The sequence below is a fragment of the Nocardia sp. NPDC058497 genome, from assembly GCF_042720195.1.
Lineage (GTDB): Bacteria > Actinomycetota > Actinomycetes > Mycobacteriales > Mycobacteriaceae > Nocardia.
This window is the reverse complement of sequence record NZ_JBHXMY010000013.1, coordinates 11595-28047: the sequence shown is the minus strand read 5'-3', so window position 1 is coordinate 28047 and position 16453 is coordinate 11595. Positions and strand designations below refer to the sequence as shown.

13 protein-coding genes, 1 tRNA gene and 1 pseudogene are annotated in these 16453 nt (G+C 67.7%); 6 read left to right on the top strand and 9 right to left on the bottom strand.

The genetic code is table 11. The features are described from left to right. Positions 1-110: 110 nt before the first annotated feature. Together ACFWPJ_RS02140 and ACFWPJ_RS02135 are read right to left on the bottom strand one after the other, a co-directional pair. Positions 111-527: an acyl-CoA thioesterase gene (locus ACFWPJ_RS02140; RefSeq protein ID WP_378846008.1), complete on the bottom strand. Its 417-nt coding sequence runs from the start codon at positions 525-527 to the stop codon at positions 111-113. A gap of 89 nt (positions 528-616) precedes the next feature. Beyond that, entirely contained in the window at positions 617-1111 is a 495-nt protein-coding gene (locus ACFWPJ_RS02135; RefSeq protein WP_378846007.1) for a cupin domain-containing protein, read from the bottom strand. Between the two features lie 65 nt (positions 1112-1176). Here ACFWPJ_RS02135 and ACFWPJ_RS02130 point away from each other — a divergent pair, with 65 nt between their 5' ends. Then, positions 1177-1671: a MarR family winged helix-turn-helix transcriptional regulator gene (locus ACFWPJ_RS02130; protein WP_378846006.1), complete on the top strand. Its 495-nt coding sequence runs from the start codon at positions 1177-1179 to the stop codon at positions 1669-1671. Positions 1672-1739: 68 nt separating this feature from the next. Here the strand turns inward: ACFWPJ_RS02130 and ACFWPJ_RS02125 are convergent. The 7 genes and pseudogenes from ACFWPJ_RS02125 to acnA form a co-directional block, all read right to left on the bottom strand. Then, positions 1740-1812, bottom strand: a tRNA-Val gene (locus ACFWPJ_RS02125). Positions 1813-1829: 17 nt separating this feature from the next. Then, a pseudogene (locus ACFWPJ_RS02120) lies at positions 1830-2003 on the bottom strand (TetR family transcriptional regulator); the annotation flags it as partial. Further along, a complete protein-coding gene (locus ACFWPJ_RS02115) occupies positions 2004-2510 on the bottom strand; it encodes a hypothetical protein (protein WP_378846004.1) in 507 nt (168 codons plus the stop codon). After that, entirely contained in the window at positions 2507-3277 is a 771-nt protein-coding gene (locus tag ACFWPJ_RS02110; protein ID WP_378846002.1) for a hypothetical protein, read from the bottom strand. The genes ACFWPJ_RS02115 and ACFWPJ_RS02110 overlap by 4 nt, the downstream gene beginning before the upstream one ends. 55 nt (positions 3278-3332) lie before the next feature. Further along, positions 3333-6770, bottom strand: coding sequence for a hypothetical protein (locus ACFWPJ_RS02105; protein ID WP_378846000.1), 3438 nt, complete (start codon positions 6768-6770; stop codon positions 3333-3335). A 419-nt stretch (positions 6771-7189) separates the two neighbouring features. Next, positions 7190-7756 (bottom strand): helix-turn-helix domain-containing protein, encoded by a 567-nt coding sequence (locus tag ACFWPJ_RS02100; RefSeq protein ID WP_378845998.1) that lies wholly within the window; start codon positions 7754-7756, stop codon positions 7190-7192. A gap of 135 nt (positions 7757-7891) precedes the next feature. Beyond that, a complete protein-coding gene (gene acnA / locus ACFWPJ_RS02095; protein WP_378845996.1) occupies positions 7892-10705 on the bottom strand; it encodes an aconitate hydratase AcnA in 2814 nt (937 codons plus the stop codon). Between the two features lie 308 nt (positions 10706-11013). Here acnA and ACFWPJ_RS02090 point away from each other — a divergent pair, with 308 nt between their 5' ends. From ACFWPJ_RS02090 to ACFWPJ_RS02070, 5 genes are all read left to right on the top strand, one after another. Continuing rightward, complete coding sequence (locus tag ACFWPJ_RS02090) at positions 11014-11547, top strand: DUF6676 family protein (RefSeq protein WP_378845995.1); 534 nt, start codon at positions 11014-11016, stop codon at positions 11545-11547. 325 nt (positions 11548-11872) lie between these two features. Beyond that, positions 11873-13048, top strand: a complete 1176-nt coding sequence (locus tag ACFWPJ_RS02085) for an NlpC/P60 family protein (protein ID WP_378845994.1) — start codon at positions 11873-11875, stop codon at positions 13046-13048. A 231-nt stretch (positions 13049-13279) separates the two neighbouring features. After that, on the top strand, positions 13280-14446 hold the full coding sequence (locus ACFWPJ_RS02080) for an AAA family ATPase (RefSeq protein ID WP_378845992.1): 1167 nt from the start codon (positions 13280-13282) through the stop codon (positions 14444-14446). Between the two features lie 23 nt (positions 14447-14469). Beyond that, positions 14470-15426, top strand: coding sequence for a DUF58 domain-containing protein (locus ACFWPJ_RS02075; protein ID WP_378845990.1), 957 nt, complete (start codon positions 14470-14472; stop codon positions 15424-15426). Beyond that, a complete protein-coding gene (locus ACFWPJ_RS02070) occupies positions 15423-16427 on the top strand; it encodes a VWA domain-containing protein (protein WP_378845988.1) in 1005 nt (334 codons plus the stop codon). Before ACFWPJ_RS02075 ends, ACFWPJ_RS02070 begins: the two co-directional genes overlap by 4 nt. Positions 16428-16453: the final 26 nt, after the last annotated feature.

Here is a 16453-nt window from a genome sequence, read left to right as displayed (position 1 = left end):
GACCGGTGCTCCCCCGGTGCCCCCGGCACTCTCTCCGCAACCGTGGCGGGACTTGGCACGGGCCGGCACCGCAGGGTATGGGGTGGGCGCGGGGGCCCGTGTCGGTCGGGTCAGAGGCCGAGCAGCTCGGGGCGCTCGGCGAGATTACGGAAGTGCTCGGCGGGGTTGGCGACCAGCTTGCGCTCGGTCAGATCCATCGCGCCCGCCACCACGGTGATCTCGGCGGAGACGGTTCCGTCGAGCTTGATGATCTTGTGGTGGAACTTGAAGATCTTGCCGCCGTCCCAATCGAATTCGCACGTCACGGTCACCTCGTCGCCACCGCGCAGCTCGCGCCGGTACTTGATCGTCGACTCGAGCACGACGGCCCCGATGCCACTGGCGAGGAACTTGTCCTGCGGGATCCCGGCCGCCCGCATCAGCTCCCAGCGGGCGTGCTCGCCGTACTGGTGGTAGACGGCATGGTTGAGATGGCCCTGGGTGTCGAGCTCATAGCCGCGGACGAGGACCGGTACGGAGAACGTCATACGGTGTACAACCGGCGGCTTCGCCGGGGTTGTTCCCGATTCGGCTGCAATCTGCACCACAGTCCGGGCGGTTCGGTATGGCCGGTGGGTCAGCGGCGGTGGGCGTTGCGTTCGGCCCACCAGGCGGGGGCGTCGACGAAATGGTTGTCGAATTCCTCTTGGGCGGAGAGGAATTCGTCGTGGGTCGCCTGGCCGTGGATGAGGCGGTCGAGCAGGCGGAAGTATTCGAAGCGCTGGACGCCGGGCATCAGGGCGATGAGGATGCGGGCGCCGCTGTCGGGGGTGGCGCCGAAGGCGTGGGGCATCAGGCGGGGGACCACCAGGGAGCCGCCCGCGCCGACGGTGAGGATGCGGTCGCCCGCCATGACCTGGAGTTCGCCGTCGGCGACGTAGAAGAGTTCGTCGGAGCGGGTGTGGAAGTGCGGTGCCGCGCCGTCGGCACCCTGGTCCATGGTGACTTCCAGGGTGCTGACGGCGCCGTCGCTGGCATTCGCGTCGGTGAGCAGGCGCATGCGCACGGTGTCGGTGCCGAGGACCTCGGCGTCCTCGGGCAGGCAGAGGGCGATGTCGCGAGTGTTCGTCATGGCAGTTCCATTCGCCGGTTGATAATTCGATACCGAACTATATCGCAGCGAATAGAATCGTGTCCATGGATGAACCGGATGCCGTCGACGCCATCGCCGCGCAGTGGCGGCGCGAACGCCCCGACCTCGACCTCGCCGCCATGGCCGTCTTCGGCAGGCTCGGCAGATTGATGACGGTCGCGATGGCCCGCATCGAAGCCGTGTTCATCGCACACGGCTTGCAGCGCGGCGAGTTCGATGTGCTTGCGGCACTACGCCGTTCGGGTGCACCGTGCGAACTCAACCCCTCGGTTCTCGCCGACACGCTGATGCTCTCGCGCGCGGGGATGACCGGCCGCATCGACCGTCTGGAAGCCGCGGGCCTGGTCCGCCGGATCGCCGATCAGGGTGACCGCAGGGCCGTCCTGGTCGCGTTGACCGACGCGGGACGTGAGCTCGTCGATGTCGTCGTCGGCGCGCACACGGAGAACGAGACGGCGATGCTGTCTGTGCTCGATCCCGCCGATCAGGAGTCGCTCGACCGCATCGCCCGCATCCTGTTGAAGAGCCTCGAGGGCTAGCCGATCCCGAACGGCGCAATGATCGGGACCGTAGATCCCGTCGCTCGCAATCGGCGAAGTTCTAGGGGCCATGGAGGCGGGATTCGAGCCCGCGACCTCCGTCTTGTTGCGGCGGTGTTCTACCTGCTGAACTACTCCATGGCCGTGTCGAGCATAACTCAGGCTTCCTTGCGGCGCACCGATGCTTCGACGAGATCCAGTACGGCGGAAAGGTTTTCGTCGGTGTGGCCGCAGCCGATGCGGGCGATGAGGCAGTCGAGGACGAGGTCGAGACAGCCGAGCCGGACGTCAGTGGGGACGTCGTCGCGCAGGGCGCCCGCGGCCTTGCGGCGTCAGGCGGGGGACCACGAGGCAGCCGCCCGCGCCGACGGTGTGGATCCGATCGCGCGGGTCGGTTCGGCGGCCCGCGTGGTGTCGATAATCTGAGCGAGGTAGGCCCGAAGTGGTTTTCGGAGCGTCGGGACTCCGGGTTTCGTGGACAGCGTGATCACCCGGCGGTGGCGGACGGCGAAGGCTTGGATCACGGGTTCGTGGTCGGTTTCGTAGAGCACGACCGGACCACGGCTGGTGCGCAGAATCTCCGCTCCGGATGCCTGTGGGAGGGACGCGATGATGTCGGTGGCGCTGGTCGACGCGCGACGCGTCGGCGACCAGGCTGCCGAGATCGCGACCCATCGAATCTTGTTGTCATCGTCTGAGACCGGTCCTACGAGCGTGGCCGGCATGGCCGGGCGGGGCGCGTCGAGAAACAGCCAACTCGGGGGGAGGTCGATCGTCCAGTCGAAGTCCGGGAGTGAGGGTGGGTGATCGGCGGGCATCGGGGTGCGGGTGGATTTCATCGGAGGGGTTGGCCGAGGGCGGCGTGGGTGGTGTGGATGTCTGTTTCGGTGAGGTGCCAGGGGCTGTTGCCGAGGCGGATGATGGTGGCGCCGTTGCGGGGGTTGGTGGTGAGGATGGCTTTGGTGGGTAGCAGGGTGGTGTCGAGGGGGGTGTTGGGTGGGAGCAGGCTGATCCAGCCGATGTCGATGGGGCGGGTGCGTGGGTCGAGGGTGCGGGTCATGGCGGTGGAGTAGACGAGGGTGTCGGGTTCGGTCCAGCGGTCGAAGGCGTCGAATATGTGGATGCCGATGGTGCCGGTGGTGGCTCGGGAGTGTAGACCTGCTTCGGTGAGGGCTGGTTTGGGGGTGAAGCCGGCGTCGTAGCGGGTGGGTCCGGTGAAGGGGAATCGTGGTGGTGGGGCGTTGTCGGGGATGCTGCCGGTCGGTGTGACGCTGAGTCCGCCGCCGAAGTTGCTATCGATGTCGAGCGTTGCGGCGTAGGCGTGTTGGTTGAAGTCGTTGTCTTCGCGGATGCGGGGGAACAGGTCGAGGATGGGTTGGATTTCGGGGGTGATGGTGATGTATTCGGGGGTGTGCCAGGGGCCGAACTCGTAGCGCCAGGTGCCTTGCCAGACGGGGTCGATGGTGGCGAGTTCGGTGAGCAGTCCGGCGACGCGGCCGGCGACGGCGGAGTCGGTTTCGAGACGGCAGTCGATGACAGCGCGGATGCCGCAGCTGGTCCTGTGACCGGTCGGTTCGGGTAGTTCGAGGTCGGAAATGTCGGGCATGGTGGTCCTTCGGTTCAGGGTCGATCAGTCAGGGATGGCGCAATCTTCGCGGTTGTCACACGAGCAGTTCCGGAGGCACACGGCTGGGTTCCGGAACTGGTGGGGACAGCGGTGCAGGTTCCGGTGCAGGTTCCGGTTCCGGTGTAGGTGTAGGTGTAGGTGGGTCCGGAACCACCGGAGCGGGTGTCGGTGTCACCGGCGCGGGGTGGTCTTGCGGGGTCGCGGGGGCCTGCGGTACGGGTGGTTCTGCGGCTTGGTTGGGTTCGGGCACCGAGGGTGGCTCGGGCACCGAGGGTGGCTCGGGCGTGGTCGCGCTGGGTGCGGGGGTGGGCGGCTGTGAACTGTCTGATTCGGGCAGCGCCGGAGGGCCGACGACAGACATCGGAACCGGCAGTGGGCGTGGGCGATCGCGGTCGCCGATCAGGATGTTGCGTGCCTGGTCGCGGTCGGGGCGATATTCCATGGTGGTGGCCGGTCCGTAGTCTCCAGGAGCGGCGTTATCGATGTCGATGGAGGGGTCGATCGGGTCCAGGGAACGGTCGTAGTATTTCGGCTCGTCCTCGGTGCCTGGCGGGTGGTCGTCGAACAGTCCGCCGAGCGCGCCTCCTACCTCGCTGCCGATCGCCGATCCTGCGATCCCGCCGCCGAGGCCAAGAATGATCGCGCCCAAAGGCACGGTGACTTCGGCGAATGGTCCGCCGAGTAGACCGAGCGCCGCACCCGCCTTCGCCCCGGCGACTGCACCCGCCCAGCCGGAGGTGATCGAGCCGGCGGTGGTGCCTATGGTCTCGCCTGCCGGCGCACCGTCGCGTACCGCTTCGACCGTCTCGTAGACCTGAATGGCGTCGAACACCGCCCCGGCGGCGCCTGCCGCCGCACCGACCCCGCGCAGAGCCTTGCCTGCCGTCTCGAGACCGGTGGCCTTCGTTTCGGGAACGTCGGTAGTGGTTGCGTGGGTGGTGGTTTCGGGTGTGGTGCCCTGACTGTCCGTCGGGTGGGTGTCTGTCTTCTCTGCTGAGTCGGGACCGGTCGTTGAACGCTCCGGCGTTCGCGCTGGTTCGGGGCGGGTGGTGTGCGTGTCCTCGCTCGGTGGGGCGATGGTGCGGCCGTCGGGGTGTGAGTCGGTGCGGGTGCTCTCCTCGGGTATCTCCGGCGAGCGTGCCTGGGTCCGCGTTTCAGGATTCGCTGAAGATTCCCGTGATCCGGACTCCACCGGACGCGCCGAATCGTCCACGGCGGTGCGGGAACTTTCCGGGGTGCGGATGCTTTCCGTGCTCCGGGGTCGTTCATCAGGGGACGGGCTGGTTGGGCTGCTGGTCGTGCTCGGCGCCGACAGCGGCGCACCGTCGACGAAGGCACGAAGGGCGGGAAGGTCCGGCGCCCCGACTCGGTGACGAAACTCCAGGTACTCGGAGGTGGATTCGACCACGATCCGGTCGCCGGTGTCGGGTGCATAGCGTGCTTGAAGCTGCCTGGCCAGGTCCGCGGTCTTGGCATCACGAAAGACGAAATGATTCTTCAGCGTTGTGCCAGCCTCCGCCATGGCACCGCTCTGCCTGTCCATCGACTTCAGCAGGCTGTCGATGTGTGATTTGTAGCGTTTACCGGCGTAGTCGCTCTCATCGAATGCCTTCCACCACCGGGGTGGCCAGTTTGCCTTCTCCAGCGCTGTCAGCGCTTGCAGGTATCCGGCCTTGGCTTCGATCAGATGTGGCTCACCGTGCGGCTCGTATCCATCGATCTTCACGTACGGCCCGGCTTTCGGCCGTTCCCCGAGGCTGTAAGCGAGCGCGTACGCCTTGTCTCCGACGCCGCCGGTCACCACCTCCTGGAACAGTCGATTGAAGCTCAGGCGGCCCTTCGAATCCCGGCCCTCACCCTCGCCCGAGTCGACCCACCGCCCCGGTCCGCCGTCGGTCGCGTCGACGGCCGGATCGCGAAGCTTGTCCCGCCATGACTCATCCGGATCGGCCAGGATCGGATAGACGGTGTCGGCATCCGGGATGACGATCTGGACAACGGCGTGACCGTCGACGGCATAGCTGGTTTCGACATCGCGGCCGTTGCGGTCACGAGCCCACGGTCGTAGGAGCAGGCCGACCGGTTCGCCGAACGCGTCCACGATGCTGACCGAACCGTCCGGGTTCAGCTCGAGCCGGCCGCCCTCGGGGACATCCTGATCGAAACGGAAGCTGTGGGCCGAGGACGGGGACTCGATCAGGACCAGCGTGCGGGCCCCGTCGCCCTCCGGTAGGTGCAGCGATGCGAACCCGCCCTTGACGTGTGCGGCGAAGCGCACTTCGTCGCGGACATCCCGGCGCTGTCCGAACGTGGTGGGAAAGCGGATGACGAACGGAGCGCCAGGGGCGGAGACGTCGGCTCCAGTCGGGATGTCGGCGGCCATCCTCGCGGACCTGGACGCGAACCGCTCGGCGACGAACCGGTCGGCTCCGCCGCTCGGCTCGGCGCGGAGAGTCTGTGCCGTCGCCGGAGGTTCGGCGCCGACGAGATATCGCTTCCAGGACTGCCCGGAGGCGGATTCGGCCGCTTCGAGCAGCGGTGTGCGCACTGCGGAGAGCGTGGTGCCCAGGGTATTGAGCATCGAGGCGACCACGGGAGCGGCCACGGCGGCCAGCGGCCCCACCATCGGTATCGAATTGCCCAGCGCGCCGGCGACGCTCGCCGCCTGCGCGGCCAGCTGCAGCAGGACCGGGAGAAGATCGACCGCCACCTCGACGGGGCCGAGGGCGCTCGCTGCGAGATCCTCCGACAGCTCCCGCAACCCTGGAACGGGATCGGGGCCCGCGCCGGGTTCGGCGGCGCGGGCCGACGAGGGCATGAGACCGTGGACACCGGCGAAACTTTCGACACCGAGAGGGTTTTCGGAGAAGCGAAGCGCGGTGGCGGATTTCACTTCGGCCGTGCAGGCGTCGACGGCCTTTGTCAGCGCGTGCTGGATGTCTTGTGCTGTGTCGGTCAACGCGTTCCAGCGCTGTTGGGTGCGGACCAGCCGATCGAGTACGCCGATATTGGTGACGATATTGCCTGCCACATACTCCTCGTAGGCCTGCCGGGCGGCCTCGTAGGCCTCGGGTGCCTCCCGGGCCAGCGGCTCCATCGCGGACTGGAGCTGATCCAGCTGCACTGCAAAGGTGCTGAGGGCGTCTCCGACACGTGTGTAGGCTCCGCCGGTGACATGGAGGTGGTGGCCGAGGTGCTCGTCTTTGACTTCGGTGAACAACTCGGCCTCGGTGCCGAGGAAGTGTGCGGTGTTCATGCCGACGACTCGGGTGCCTGAGGCTGCGGTGGACGCACCGAAGGTGGCCCAGGACTGGGCATCTCGTGCCAGAGCCCGTGGATCTCCGTCGACGGTGAACAGGTCGTCGGGAAAGGGGCGCAGGGCGGTGAAATACCGTCCGGCCAGGGAATCGTCGTCATCGGGATTCCCGGCGTGCACGCCGGTTGGGGTCGTCGTATCGACATCGGAACGCAAGTGAACTCCGTCAATGCTGAAGGCAGGAAAGGGAACCGGATCGGCATGCGGATTCGGCGCGCGTCGGCATCCGTCGCAACAGGAAGTTGTGACAGGCGAGCGCGGGCACGTGAGGTACCGGCGATCTGTGCGATCTACCGTGTGAATTCGATCCGGGAAGGCGGGACCGCGAAGGAGATCCTTCGCGTCGCTGGATCAGATGGTCTCTTGGGCGACCGGCATATCGATATGGCTGAACAAAGACGCTGTACTCACGGCACTCCTTGGAACAAGGTGACAATGGTGCCGCACCCCCGACTTGGTGCGTTTGTCACGACGTTATGGAGCTGCCGACTTCAAGTCAAATCAGTTGATCGAATCACTCTGCGCGAGTAAGTAATTCGGACAAATGTGACGGAGAGTTCCTGGGATATCGCTGCTCAGTCCCTGCGGCGCACGGAAGCTTCGACGAGATCGAGTACGGCGGAAAGGTTTTCGTCGGTGTGACCGGAGGCGATGCGGGCGATGAGGCCGTCGAGGACGAGATCGAGATAGCCGAGCAGGACGTCGGTGGGGACGTCGTCGCGCAGGGCGCCCGCGGCCTTGCGGCGCTCGAGGCGGGCGAGGGTGGCCGCGGTGAGTTCGGCGGAGCGCTGGGTCCAGCCTGCGCGGAACTCGGGGTCGGTGCGTACCCGGCGGGCGATCTCGAGGCGGGTGCCCAGCCAGTTGAATTCCTCTGGGCGGGCGAGCATGTCGCGCATGACCTGCACGATGCCCTGGTTGGCCGCGACCTCGGCCATCCGTTCGGCGTCGTCCTTGGCCAGAGCGAAGAACAGCGCGTCCTTGTCCCGGAAGTGGTGGAAGATCGCGCCGCGGGACAGGCCGATGGCCTCTTCCAGACGACGCACCGTGGCGCCGTCGTAGCCGTATTCGGCGAAGCAGCGCCGTGCGCCGTCGAGGATCTGGCTGCGGCGGGCGGCGAGGTGGTCGTCGCTGACCTTGGGCATGAGTCCTCCAACGGGAAATACACGGACCCCCGCCCCGGAACTCCGAGACGGGGGCTGTCGCACAAAGGGCATCCGTTACCGGATGCCCGTGTGGTGCAGCATCATTCGATACTGCACCACCGGACACCGAGGTTATTAGCCGCGGATCATGTTGCGCAGGACGTACTGCAGGATGCCGCCGTTGCGGTAGTAGTCGGCCTCACCGGGGGTGTCGATGCGGACGACCGCGTCGAAGACGGTCTTGGTGCCGTCCTCGGCGGTGGCGGTGACCTTGACGGTCTTCGGGGTGACACCCTCGTTGAGGGCGGTGATGCCCTCGATGTCGAAGGTCTCGGTGCCGGTCAGGCCCAGCGACGCGGCCGACTGGCCGGCCGGGAACTGCAGCGGCACAACGCCCATGCCGATGAGGTTGGAGCGGTGGATGCGCTCGAACGACTCGGTGATGACGGCCTTCACACCCAGCAGGCTGGTGCCCTTGGCGGCCCAGTCACGCGAGGAGCCCGAACCGTACTCCTTGCCACCGAGCACGACCAGCGGGATGCCGGCGGCCTGGTAGTTCTGCGAGGCGTCGTAGATGAACGACTGCGGGCCGCCCTCGAGGGTGAAGTCGCGGGTGTAACCACCCGAGACGTCGTCGAGCAGCTGGTTGCGCAGCCGGATGTTGGCGAAGGTGCCGCGGATCATCACCTCGTGGTTACCACGACGCGAGCCCAGCGAGTTGTAGTCCTTGCGGGCCACACCGTTGGCGTCGAGGTACTGCGCGGCGGGGGTGCCGGGCTTGATCGGGCCCGCCGGGGAGATGTGGTCGGTGGTGACCGAGTCGCCCAGCAGCGCGAGGACGCGGGCGCCCTTGATGTCGGTGACGGGGCTCGGGTCCATCGACATGCCGTCGAAGTACGGCGCCTTGCGGACGTAGGTCGACTTCTCGTCCCACGCGAAGGTGTCGCCCTCCGGGGTGGCCAGGCCCTGCCAGCGGGCGTCGCCGTCGAAGACGGTGGCGTAGGAGTTGCGGAACATGTCCTGGTTGATCGAGGACTTGATGGTGTCGTCGATCTCCTGGGCCGAGGGCCAGATGTCCTTCAGGAAGACGTCGTTGCCCTCGGTGTCCTTGCCCAGCGCGTCGGTCTCGAAGTCGAAGTCCATGGTGCCCGCGAGCGCGTAGGCGATGACCAGCGGCGGGGAAGCCAGGTAGTTCATCTTCACGTCGGGGGAGATACGACCCTCGAAGTTGCGGTTACCCGACAGCACGGCGGTGACCGAGAGGTCGTTGTCGTTGATCGCGGCCGAGATCTCCTCGGGCAGCGGGCCGGTGTTACCGATGCAGGTGGTGCAGCCGTAGCCACCGACGAAGAAGCCCAGCTTCTCCAGGTACGGCCACAGGCCGGCCTTCTCGTAGTAGTCGGAGACGACCTGTGAACCCGGCGCCATGTTGGTCTTCACCCACGGCTTGGTCGCCAGGCCCTTCTCCACCGCGTTGCGGGCGAGCAGGGCGGCGCCGAGCATGACCGACGGGTTGGAGGTGTTGCTGCAGGAGGTGATACCCGCGACCACGACGGCGCCGTGATCGAGGACGAAGTCACCGCGCTCGGCCGAGCGCACCTCGACCGGCTTGGACGGACGGCCGTTGGCACCCTTGGCGGCCGAGTGGGCCGGGGTGTAGGTGTCGTCGGCGGCGTTCGCCGACACGGCGACCGAATCGGACGCCGGGAAGGACTCGTCGCCCGCCTCGTCCAGCGCGGTCAGCTCGCCCTCGCCGACGTAGTTGACGATGTCGGAGCGGAAGGCGCTCTTGGACTCGCTGAGCAGGATGCGGTCCTGCGGGCGCTTCGGGCCGGCGATGGACGGCACGACGGTGCCCAGGTCCAGCTCCAGGTACTCCGAGTACGCGGGCTCCTTGTCGGCGTCGTGCCACATGCCCTGTTCCTTGGCGTACGCCTCGACGAGCGCGAGCTGCTCGTCGGTGCGGCCGGTCAGGCGCAGGTAGTTGATGGTCTCCTCGTCGATCGGGAAGATCGCCGCGGTGGAGCCGAACTCGGGGCTCATGTTGCCCAGGGTGGCGCGGTTGGCCAGCGGCACCTCGGACACACCGGCGCCGTAGAACTCGACGAACTTGCCGACGACGCCGTGCTTGCGCAGCATGTCGGTGACGGTCAGCACCACGTCGGTGGCGGTGACGCCCGGCTTGATCTCACCGGTCAGCTTGAAGCCGACGACGCGCGGGATCAGCATGGAGACCGGCTGGCCCAGCATCGCGGCCTCGGCCTCGATGCCACCAACGCCCCAGCCCAGCACGCCCAGGCCGTTGACCATGGTGGTGTGCGAGTCGGTGCCGACGCAGGTGTCGGGGTAGGCCTGGCCGTTGCGGACCATGACGGTCGGGGCCAGGTACTCGATGTTGACCTGGTGGACGATGCCCATGCCCGGGGGGACGACCTTGAAGTCGTCGAAGGCGCCCTGGCCCCAGCGCAGGAACTGGTAACGCTCGCCGTTGCGCTCGTACTCGAGCTCGACGTTGCGCTCCAGCGCGTCGGCGCGGCCGAAGACGTCCAGGATCACCGAGTGGTCGATGACCATGTCGGCGGGTGAGAGCGGGTTCACCTTGCTCGGGTCGCCGCCGAGGGTGGTGACGGCCTCACGCATGGTGGCGAGGTCGACGATGCAGGGCACGCCGGTGAAGTCCTGCATGATCACGCGCGCGGGGGTGAACTGGATCTCGACGCTCGGCTGCGCCGAGGGGTCCCAGTTCGCGATCGCGCGGATGTGATCGGCGGTGATGTTGGCGCCGTCCTCGGTGCGCAGCAGGTTCTCCGCCAGCACCTTCAGGGCGTAGGGCAGCTTCTCGGTGCCGGGAACAGCCGAGAGACGGAAGATCTCGTAGGAGTTGCTTCCGACCTCGAGCGTGCCCTTGGCGCCGAAGGTATCAATCTTCGTCACGTCAGCTCCACTCATGTGTGAGGGTGTGCCGCCGGCGGGGCTGTGCCGGCGACTCGCGTCTTCGGAGGGGGTTCCGGCGCCGTGAGATGCCGGTTTCCTCGCCGTACGAGCCTAACAGTACGCTTGTCCTATGAAATACGCGGGGGCGGTTGGGCGTGCCGTGCGAGCGTGTCCGCGCGCACCGTCGGCTACTGTGCCAGTCGAGCGAGTCGGGGAATGACGCAGTGACGCTCACCCTGCAGTGTTGGATGCCCGTCGCAACGTAGGCGACCGAGGCTCGACAGACCGGATGGAAGATGACCGTCTTGCACACCTTCGCGCCGATGGCCGCCGAACTGCCGCCGAATATTGTGCTGAGCAGTGTCCGGTCCGATCTCGCCGACAATCATGTCGCCGCCCCCAAGGGCGTGAACCAGGAGAAACTGGCGGCGATCGTCGCCGAGGCGCGATCCGAGGGGATCCCGCTGAGCGTCGTCGTTGTTCCAGGTAACCCCGGCCACGACTCGAGCCTACGTGACCTGGCCACGCAGGTGGGCAAAAGCACTGACGGCACCGTCGCGGTCTTCAGTGACGACTGGGTCGGTACCTACAGCGACGGCATCAGCCGCGTCCGGCTGGAGTGGGCCGAGGATGTCGCCAAGTACAAGGGGAACCACCCCGAGGAGGCCGTGCAGGCCTTCGTCGACCGGCTGGAGCAGCCGGAGGGCATGTCCTGGAGCGTGATCACCGCGGTGTTGCTGACACTGACCGCGCTGGTGATCGCCGGACTGTACGTCGTCAAGGCGCGCCGCGGTCCCGATGCCGACACGCAGGTTGCGCCGCCGGCCGACCGTGCTGACGTGGGTTCTGCCAAGTAACTGGTTTCCCTCCAGCAACATTTCCAGACCATCGGTCTGTTTTCTGCCGTGAAAAGCCGTCCTCCGTCAGGCTATTTTCAGGCAATCCGCTAATTGCTCCCCCGTGTCGCTGTGGCAGATGGTTCCTTTGTGAACTATGTGTCGTACGGTTGCGGTGATCGCGATCGTGAATGCAGTGGTACAGGGGGCATTGGTCGACTCTTGTGATCGGTGGGTGGGCTGATGCGCCGGTGACGGATGTCGAGTCGAGTCACTCGGAGGCGCTGTGCGCGGTACGGGCAGGCAGGACGAACCAGGTCTATTGCGGGTAGCGGCTGGATTGCTGATGACGCTGGCCGTGCTCGCGGGCGCGGGGCAGGTCGCGGCGGTGCCACCGCCGCCGCCCAATCCCCCCGACGGCGCGACCGCGGGCGCGCAGGTCGACGCGCGGGTGAGCGAGATCGGCGTCCTGATCAACCGGGTCGCCGCGGCCGATCAGCAGTTACAGGCCCTCGACGACGCGCTCGCCGTCAAACGCGAGGCGGTCAACAAGGCGCTGGTCGACCTGCAGACCGCCAGGGACGTCGCCGACGCGGCCGCGGCCGCGGTCACCGACTCGCAGGCACCGCTCGCCGACGCGGGCGCGACAGTCGACGTGGCCCGCCAGGACTTCGACCAGCTCTCCGCCCAGTCCTATGCCGACAGCGCCGCCGAGGTCGCCGAGCAGAAAAAGAACGCCGTCCATAGCGCGATCACCGTCGCCAAGGCCGAATTCGACACCCAGGCCGCGGCCCGCGACACGCTCCAGCGCGACCGCGCGGCAGCCCAGTCCGCCCTCGATGTCGCCCGCGCGACGGTGTCCGGGCCGCAGAGCCGGCGCGAGGTGTTCCTGGCCTTGGACGACCAGCGCAAGGCCGAACTGGCCGCACTGCTCGCCGCCGCCAACGCCGCGGCCGCCCGCGCCGCCGCCGACCGGGCCGCCCGTGACCGCGCCGCCAAGCTGGGCGAGGGGCAGCGCCCGCACGCCGAGCTCGAATCCACCCCGGCCGCGCCACGCAAGACCAAACCCAGACCGGCGAAACCTCAGGTCACCGGGTCGGCCGCGATCGAGACGGTGATCGACAGGGCGATGTCGCAACTCGGCGTCACCTACGCCTGGGGCGGCGGAGACGAAGACGGACCCACCCTCGGCATCCGCGACGGCGGCACCGGCGACGCGCACGGCGACTTCAACAAGATCGGCTTCGACTGCTCGGGTCTGATGCTCTACGCCTTCGCCGGCATCGGCGTCTCCCTGCCGCACTACAGCGGCTATCAGTACAACGCGGGCACCCGCGTCGACGTCGAGGACCGCGAACGCGGCGACATGCTGTTCTGGGGGCCGGGCGGCAGCCAGCACGTCGCGCTCTACCTGGGCAACGGGAAGATGATCGAGGCCCCCGAATCCGGTGATGTGGTGAAGATTTCGCCGGTCCGCGAGGACGGGATCATGCCGTACGCGGTCCGCATCGTCACCGGCTGAGATCGCCGCGGAATCCGCCGTGCCGACCCGAAGCCGACGCGTTTGGGCTACTTTGGGGCGTATAGGCGCAGGTCGGCATTGATCTTGTGCGGCGGTGGACGCGGCGGGTACGCGGTGTCTGTCCAGCCGTCGGCACTACGAATTCGCGTCTGGACCCGGTCGGTTGCGGCACACCGGGGGATTCAATGGAATAGTTGGTGCCGCACGCACAGGACCAAAGCGAAAGCGGGGATGTTGGTGACTTCGACGGAAGGTGTGAGCGGGCCGAAGCTGGCGAAGGACGCCGGATCGGCAACGCCGAGCACCCTGGAGCGTGACGTCCAGACTCTCGAGAAGGCGATCTACGAGGTCAAACGGGTCATCGTCGGTCAGGACCGGCTCGTCGAGCGGTTGCTCGTCGGCGTGCTGGCGCGTGGTCACGTGCTGCTCGAGGGTGTGCCCGGCGTCGCGAAGACCCTCGCCGTGGAAACCTTCGCCAAGGTCGTCGGTGGCTCGTTCTCCCGGGTGCAGTTCACCCCGGACCTGGTGCCGACCGACCTCATCGGTACCCGGATCTATCGCCAGGGCCGCGAGGAGTTCGACACCGAGCTCGGTCCGGTCGTGGCCAACTTCGTGCTCGCGGACGAGATCAACCGCGCGCCCGCCAAGGTGCAGTCGGCACTGCTCGAGGTGATGGCCGAGCGCAAGCTGTCGATCGGCGGCAAGACCTACCCGATGCCCGATCCGTTCCTGGTCATGGCGACCCAGAACCCGATCGAGAGCGAGGGCGTCTACCCGCTGCCCGAGGCCCAGCGCGACCGCTTCCTGTTCAAGGTCGTCGTCGACTACCCCTCGGTCGAGGAAGAGCGCGAGATCATCTACCGGATGGGCGTGACCCCGCCGGAGCCCAAGCAGATCCTGGCGCCCGAGGACATCATCCGGCTGCAGAAGCTGGCCGCGAACGTCTTCGTGCACCACGCCTTGGTCGACTACGTCGTCCGCGTGATCACCGCGACCCGCACGCCCGCCGACTTCGGCATGGCCGATGTCGCCAGCTGGATCGCCTACGGCGCCTCCCCGCGTGCCAGCCTCGGCATCATCGCCGCCGCGCGGTCGGTGGCCCTAATCCGCGGTCGTGACTACGTGGTGCCGCAGGACGTCGTCGAGGTGATCCCGGACGTGCTGCGTCACCGCCTGGTGCTGTCCTACGACGCGCTCGCCGACGAGGTCACCCCGGAGGACGTCATCAAGCGGGTCCTGCAGACCGTCGGTCTGCCGCAGGTCGCGCCGCAGGCCGTCGGCGGCCAGGCCGCCCCGCAGCAGCCCGCGGTGCCCCAGCCGCCCGCCCAGCAACAGCTCGTGCCGCAGCCGGTGAACGGGCAGCAGTCCCAGCCCGCCGGCCACGTCGCGCCCCAGTGAGTGCGCCGGAACCCGTTGTCCGCGTGCCCCTGTCGTCGCACGCGCCGCCGTCGTTCCGTGCCGGTGAACTGACCGACCCGAAGCTGTCGGCCGCGCTCAAGACGCTCGAACTCACGGTGCGGCGCCGCCTCGACGGCGTCCTGCACGGCGACCATCAGGGACTCATCCCCGGACCGGGCTCGGAACCGGGCGAGGCGCGCCTGTACCAGCCGGGTGACGATGTGCGGCAGATGGATTGGTCGGTCACCGCCCGCACCACCCATCCGCACGTGCGGCAGATGATCGCCGACCGCGAGCTCGAGACCTGGCTCGTCGTCGACCTGTCGTCGAGCTTGGATTTCGGCACAGGCCGGGTGCAGAAGCGCGATCTCGCCATCGCGGCGGCCGCGGCGATCACCCACCTCACCTCCGGTGGCGGCAACCGCATCGGCGCCGTGGTCGCGACGGGTCAGGATCTCGTGCGCATCCCGGCCCGCAGCGGTCGTCTGCACGCGCAGACCATGCTGCGCGGCATCGCGACCACCCCGCACGCCCGCGACGGTGTCCGCGGTGACCTGAAGGCCGGCATCGAATCGCTGCGCCGTCCGCAGCGCAAACGCGGTCTGGCCGTGGTGATCAGCGACTTCCTCGGTGACGTCGACTGGCAGCGTTCCCTGCGCGCGATCTCGGCGCGCCACGACCTGCTCGCGGTGGAGGTGCTCGACCCGCTCGACGTCGCCCTGCCCGACGGCGGTGACGTGGTGCTGCACGATCCGGAATCCGGGCGCACCCGCGAGTTCAGCGTCACGCCAACGCTACGTGCCGATTTCGCGGCCGCGGCCATGGCCCAGCGTGAGCAGGTGCACCTGGCACTGCGCAACTGCGGCGCGCCGGTGCTGTCCCTGCAAACCGATCGGGACTGGATCGCCGACGTGGTCCGGTTCGTGTCCACCCGGCGCCACAGCTTCGGCGCCCCGAGCGGGCGGGTGCCTCGCCAGTGAGTATTTCGCATTTCACGGCCGTCGTCTGGCTCGGTTTCCTGGCGGTCATCGCTCTGCTGGTGCTCGGCTATGTGCTGGTGCAGCGCGCCAGGCACAAGCGGATGCTGCAGTTCGGCAACATGTCCGTGCTCGAGCGGGTCGCCCCGTCGCGGCCCAGCCCGATGCGGCACGTGCCGATCGCGCTGATCCTGGTCGGCCTCGTGCTGCTGACCATCGCCGCCGCCGGACCCACCGCCGTGCAGAAGGTGCCGCGCAACCGGGCGACCGTCGTGCTGGTGATGGACGTGTCGCTGTCGATGGAGGCCACCGACGTCGAACCGAACCGGCTGCAGGTCGCGCAGAAGGCCGGTAAGGAATTCGTCGACGGCCTGACGCCCGGTATCAACCTCGGTTTCGTCACCTTCGCGGGCACCGCGTCGGTGATGGTGTCGCCGACGACCAACCGCGAAGCCGTCAAGCACGCGATCGACAACATCAAGCTGGCCGAGCGCACCGCGACCGGCGAGGGCATCCTGACCGCCCTGCAGTCGATCGACACCTTGGCCGCCGTGCTCGGCGGCGCGGAGACCCCGCCACCGGCGCGCGTGGTGCTGATGTCGGACGGCAAGCAGACCGTGCCCGACGACAAGGACGTGGACAATCCCCGCCACGGCTTCACCGCGGCCCGGCTGGCCAAGAACAAGAACATCCCGGTCTCGACCATCTCCTTCGGCACCGAATGGGGCACGGTCGAGATCCCGGATTCCGACGGCAAGGGTTCGCAGCGGGTGAAGGTGCCCGTCGACAACGCCGCGCTGCAGGAGATCGCCACACTGTCCGGCGGTGAGTTCTACACCGCCTCCTCGCTGGACGAGCTGCGCGCCGTCTACGACACGCTCGAGGAACAGATCGGCTACGAGACCACCCGTGGCGACGCGAGCAGGCCGTGGCTGTTGTTCGGCATGCTGTTCATCACCGCCGGCGTCGTGGTCAGTTTGCTCTATCGTCAACGCCTGCCCTAGCATCCCCTGCCCCGCATGGTGAGTCG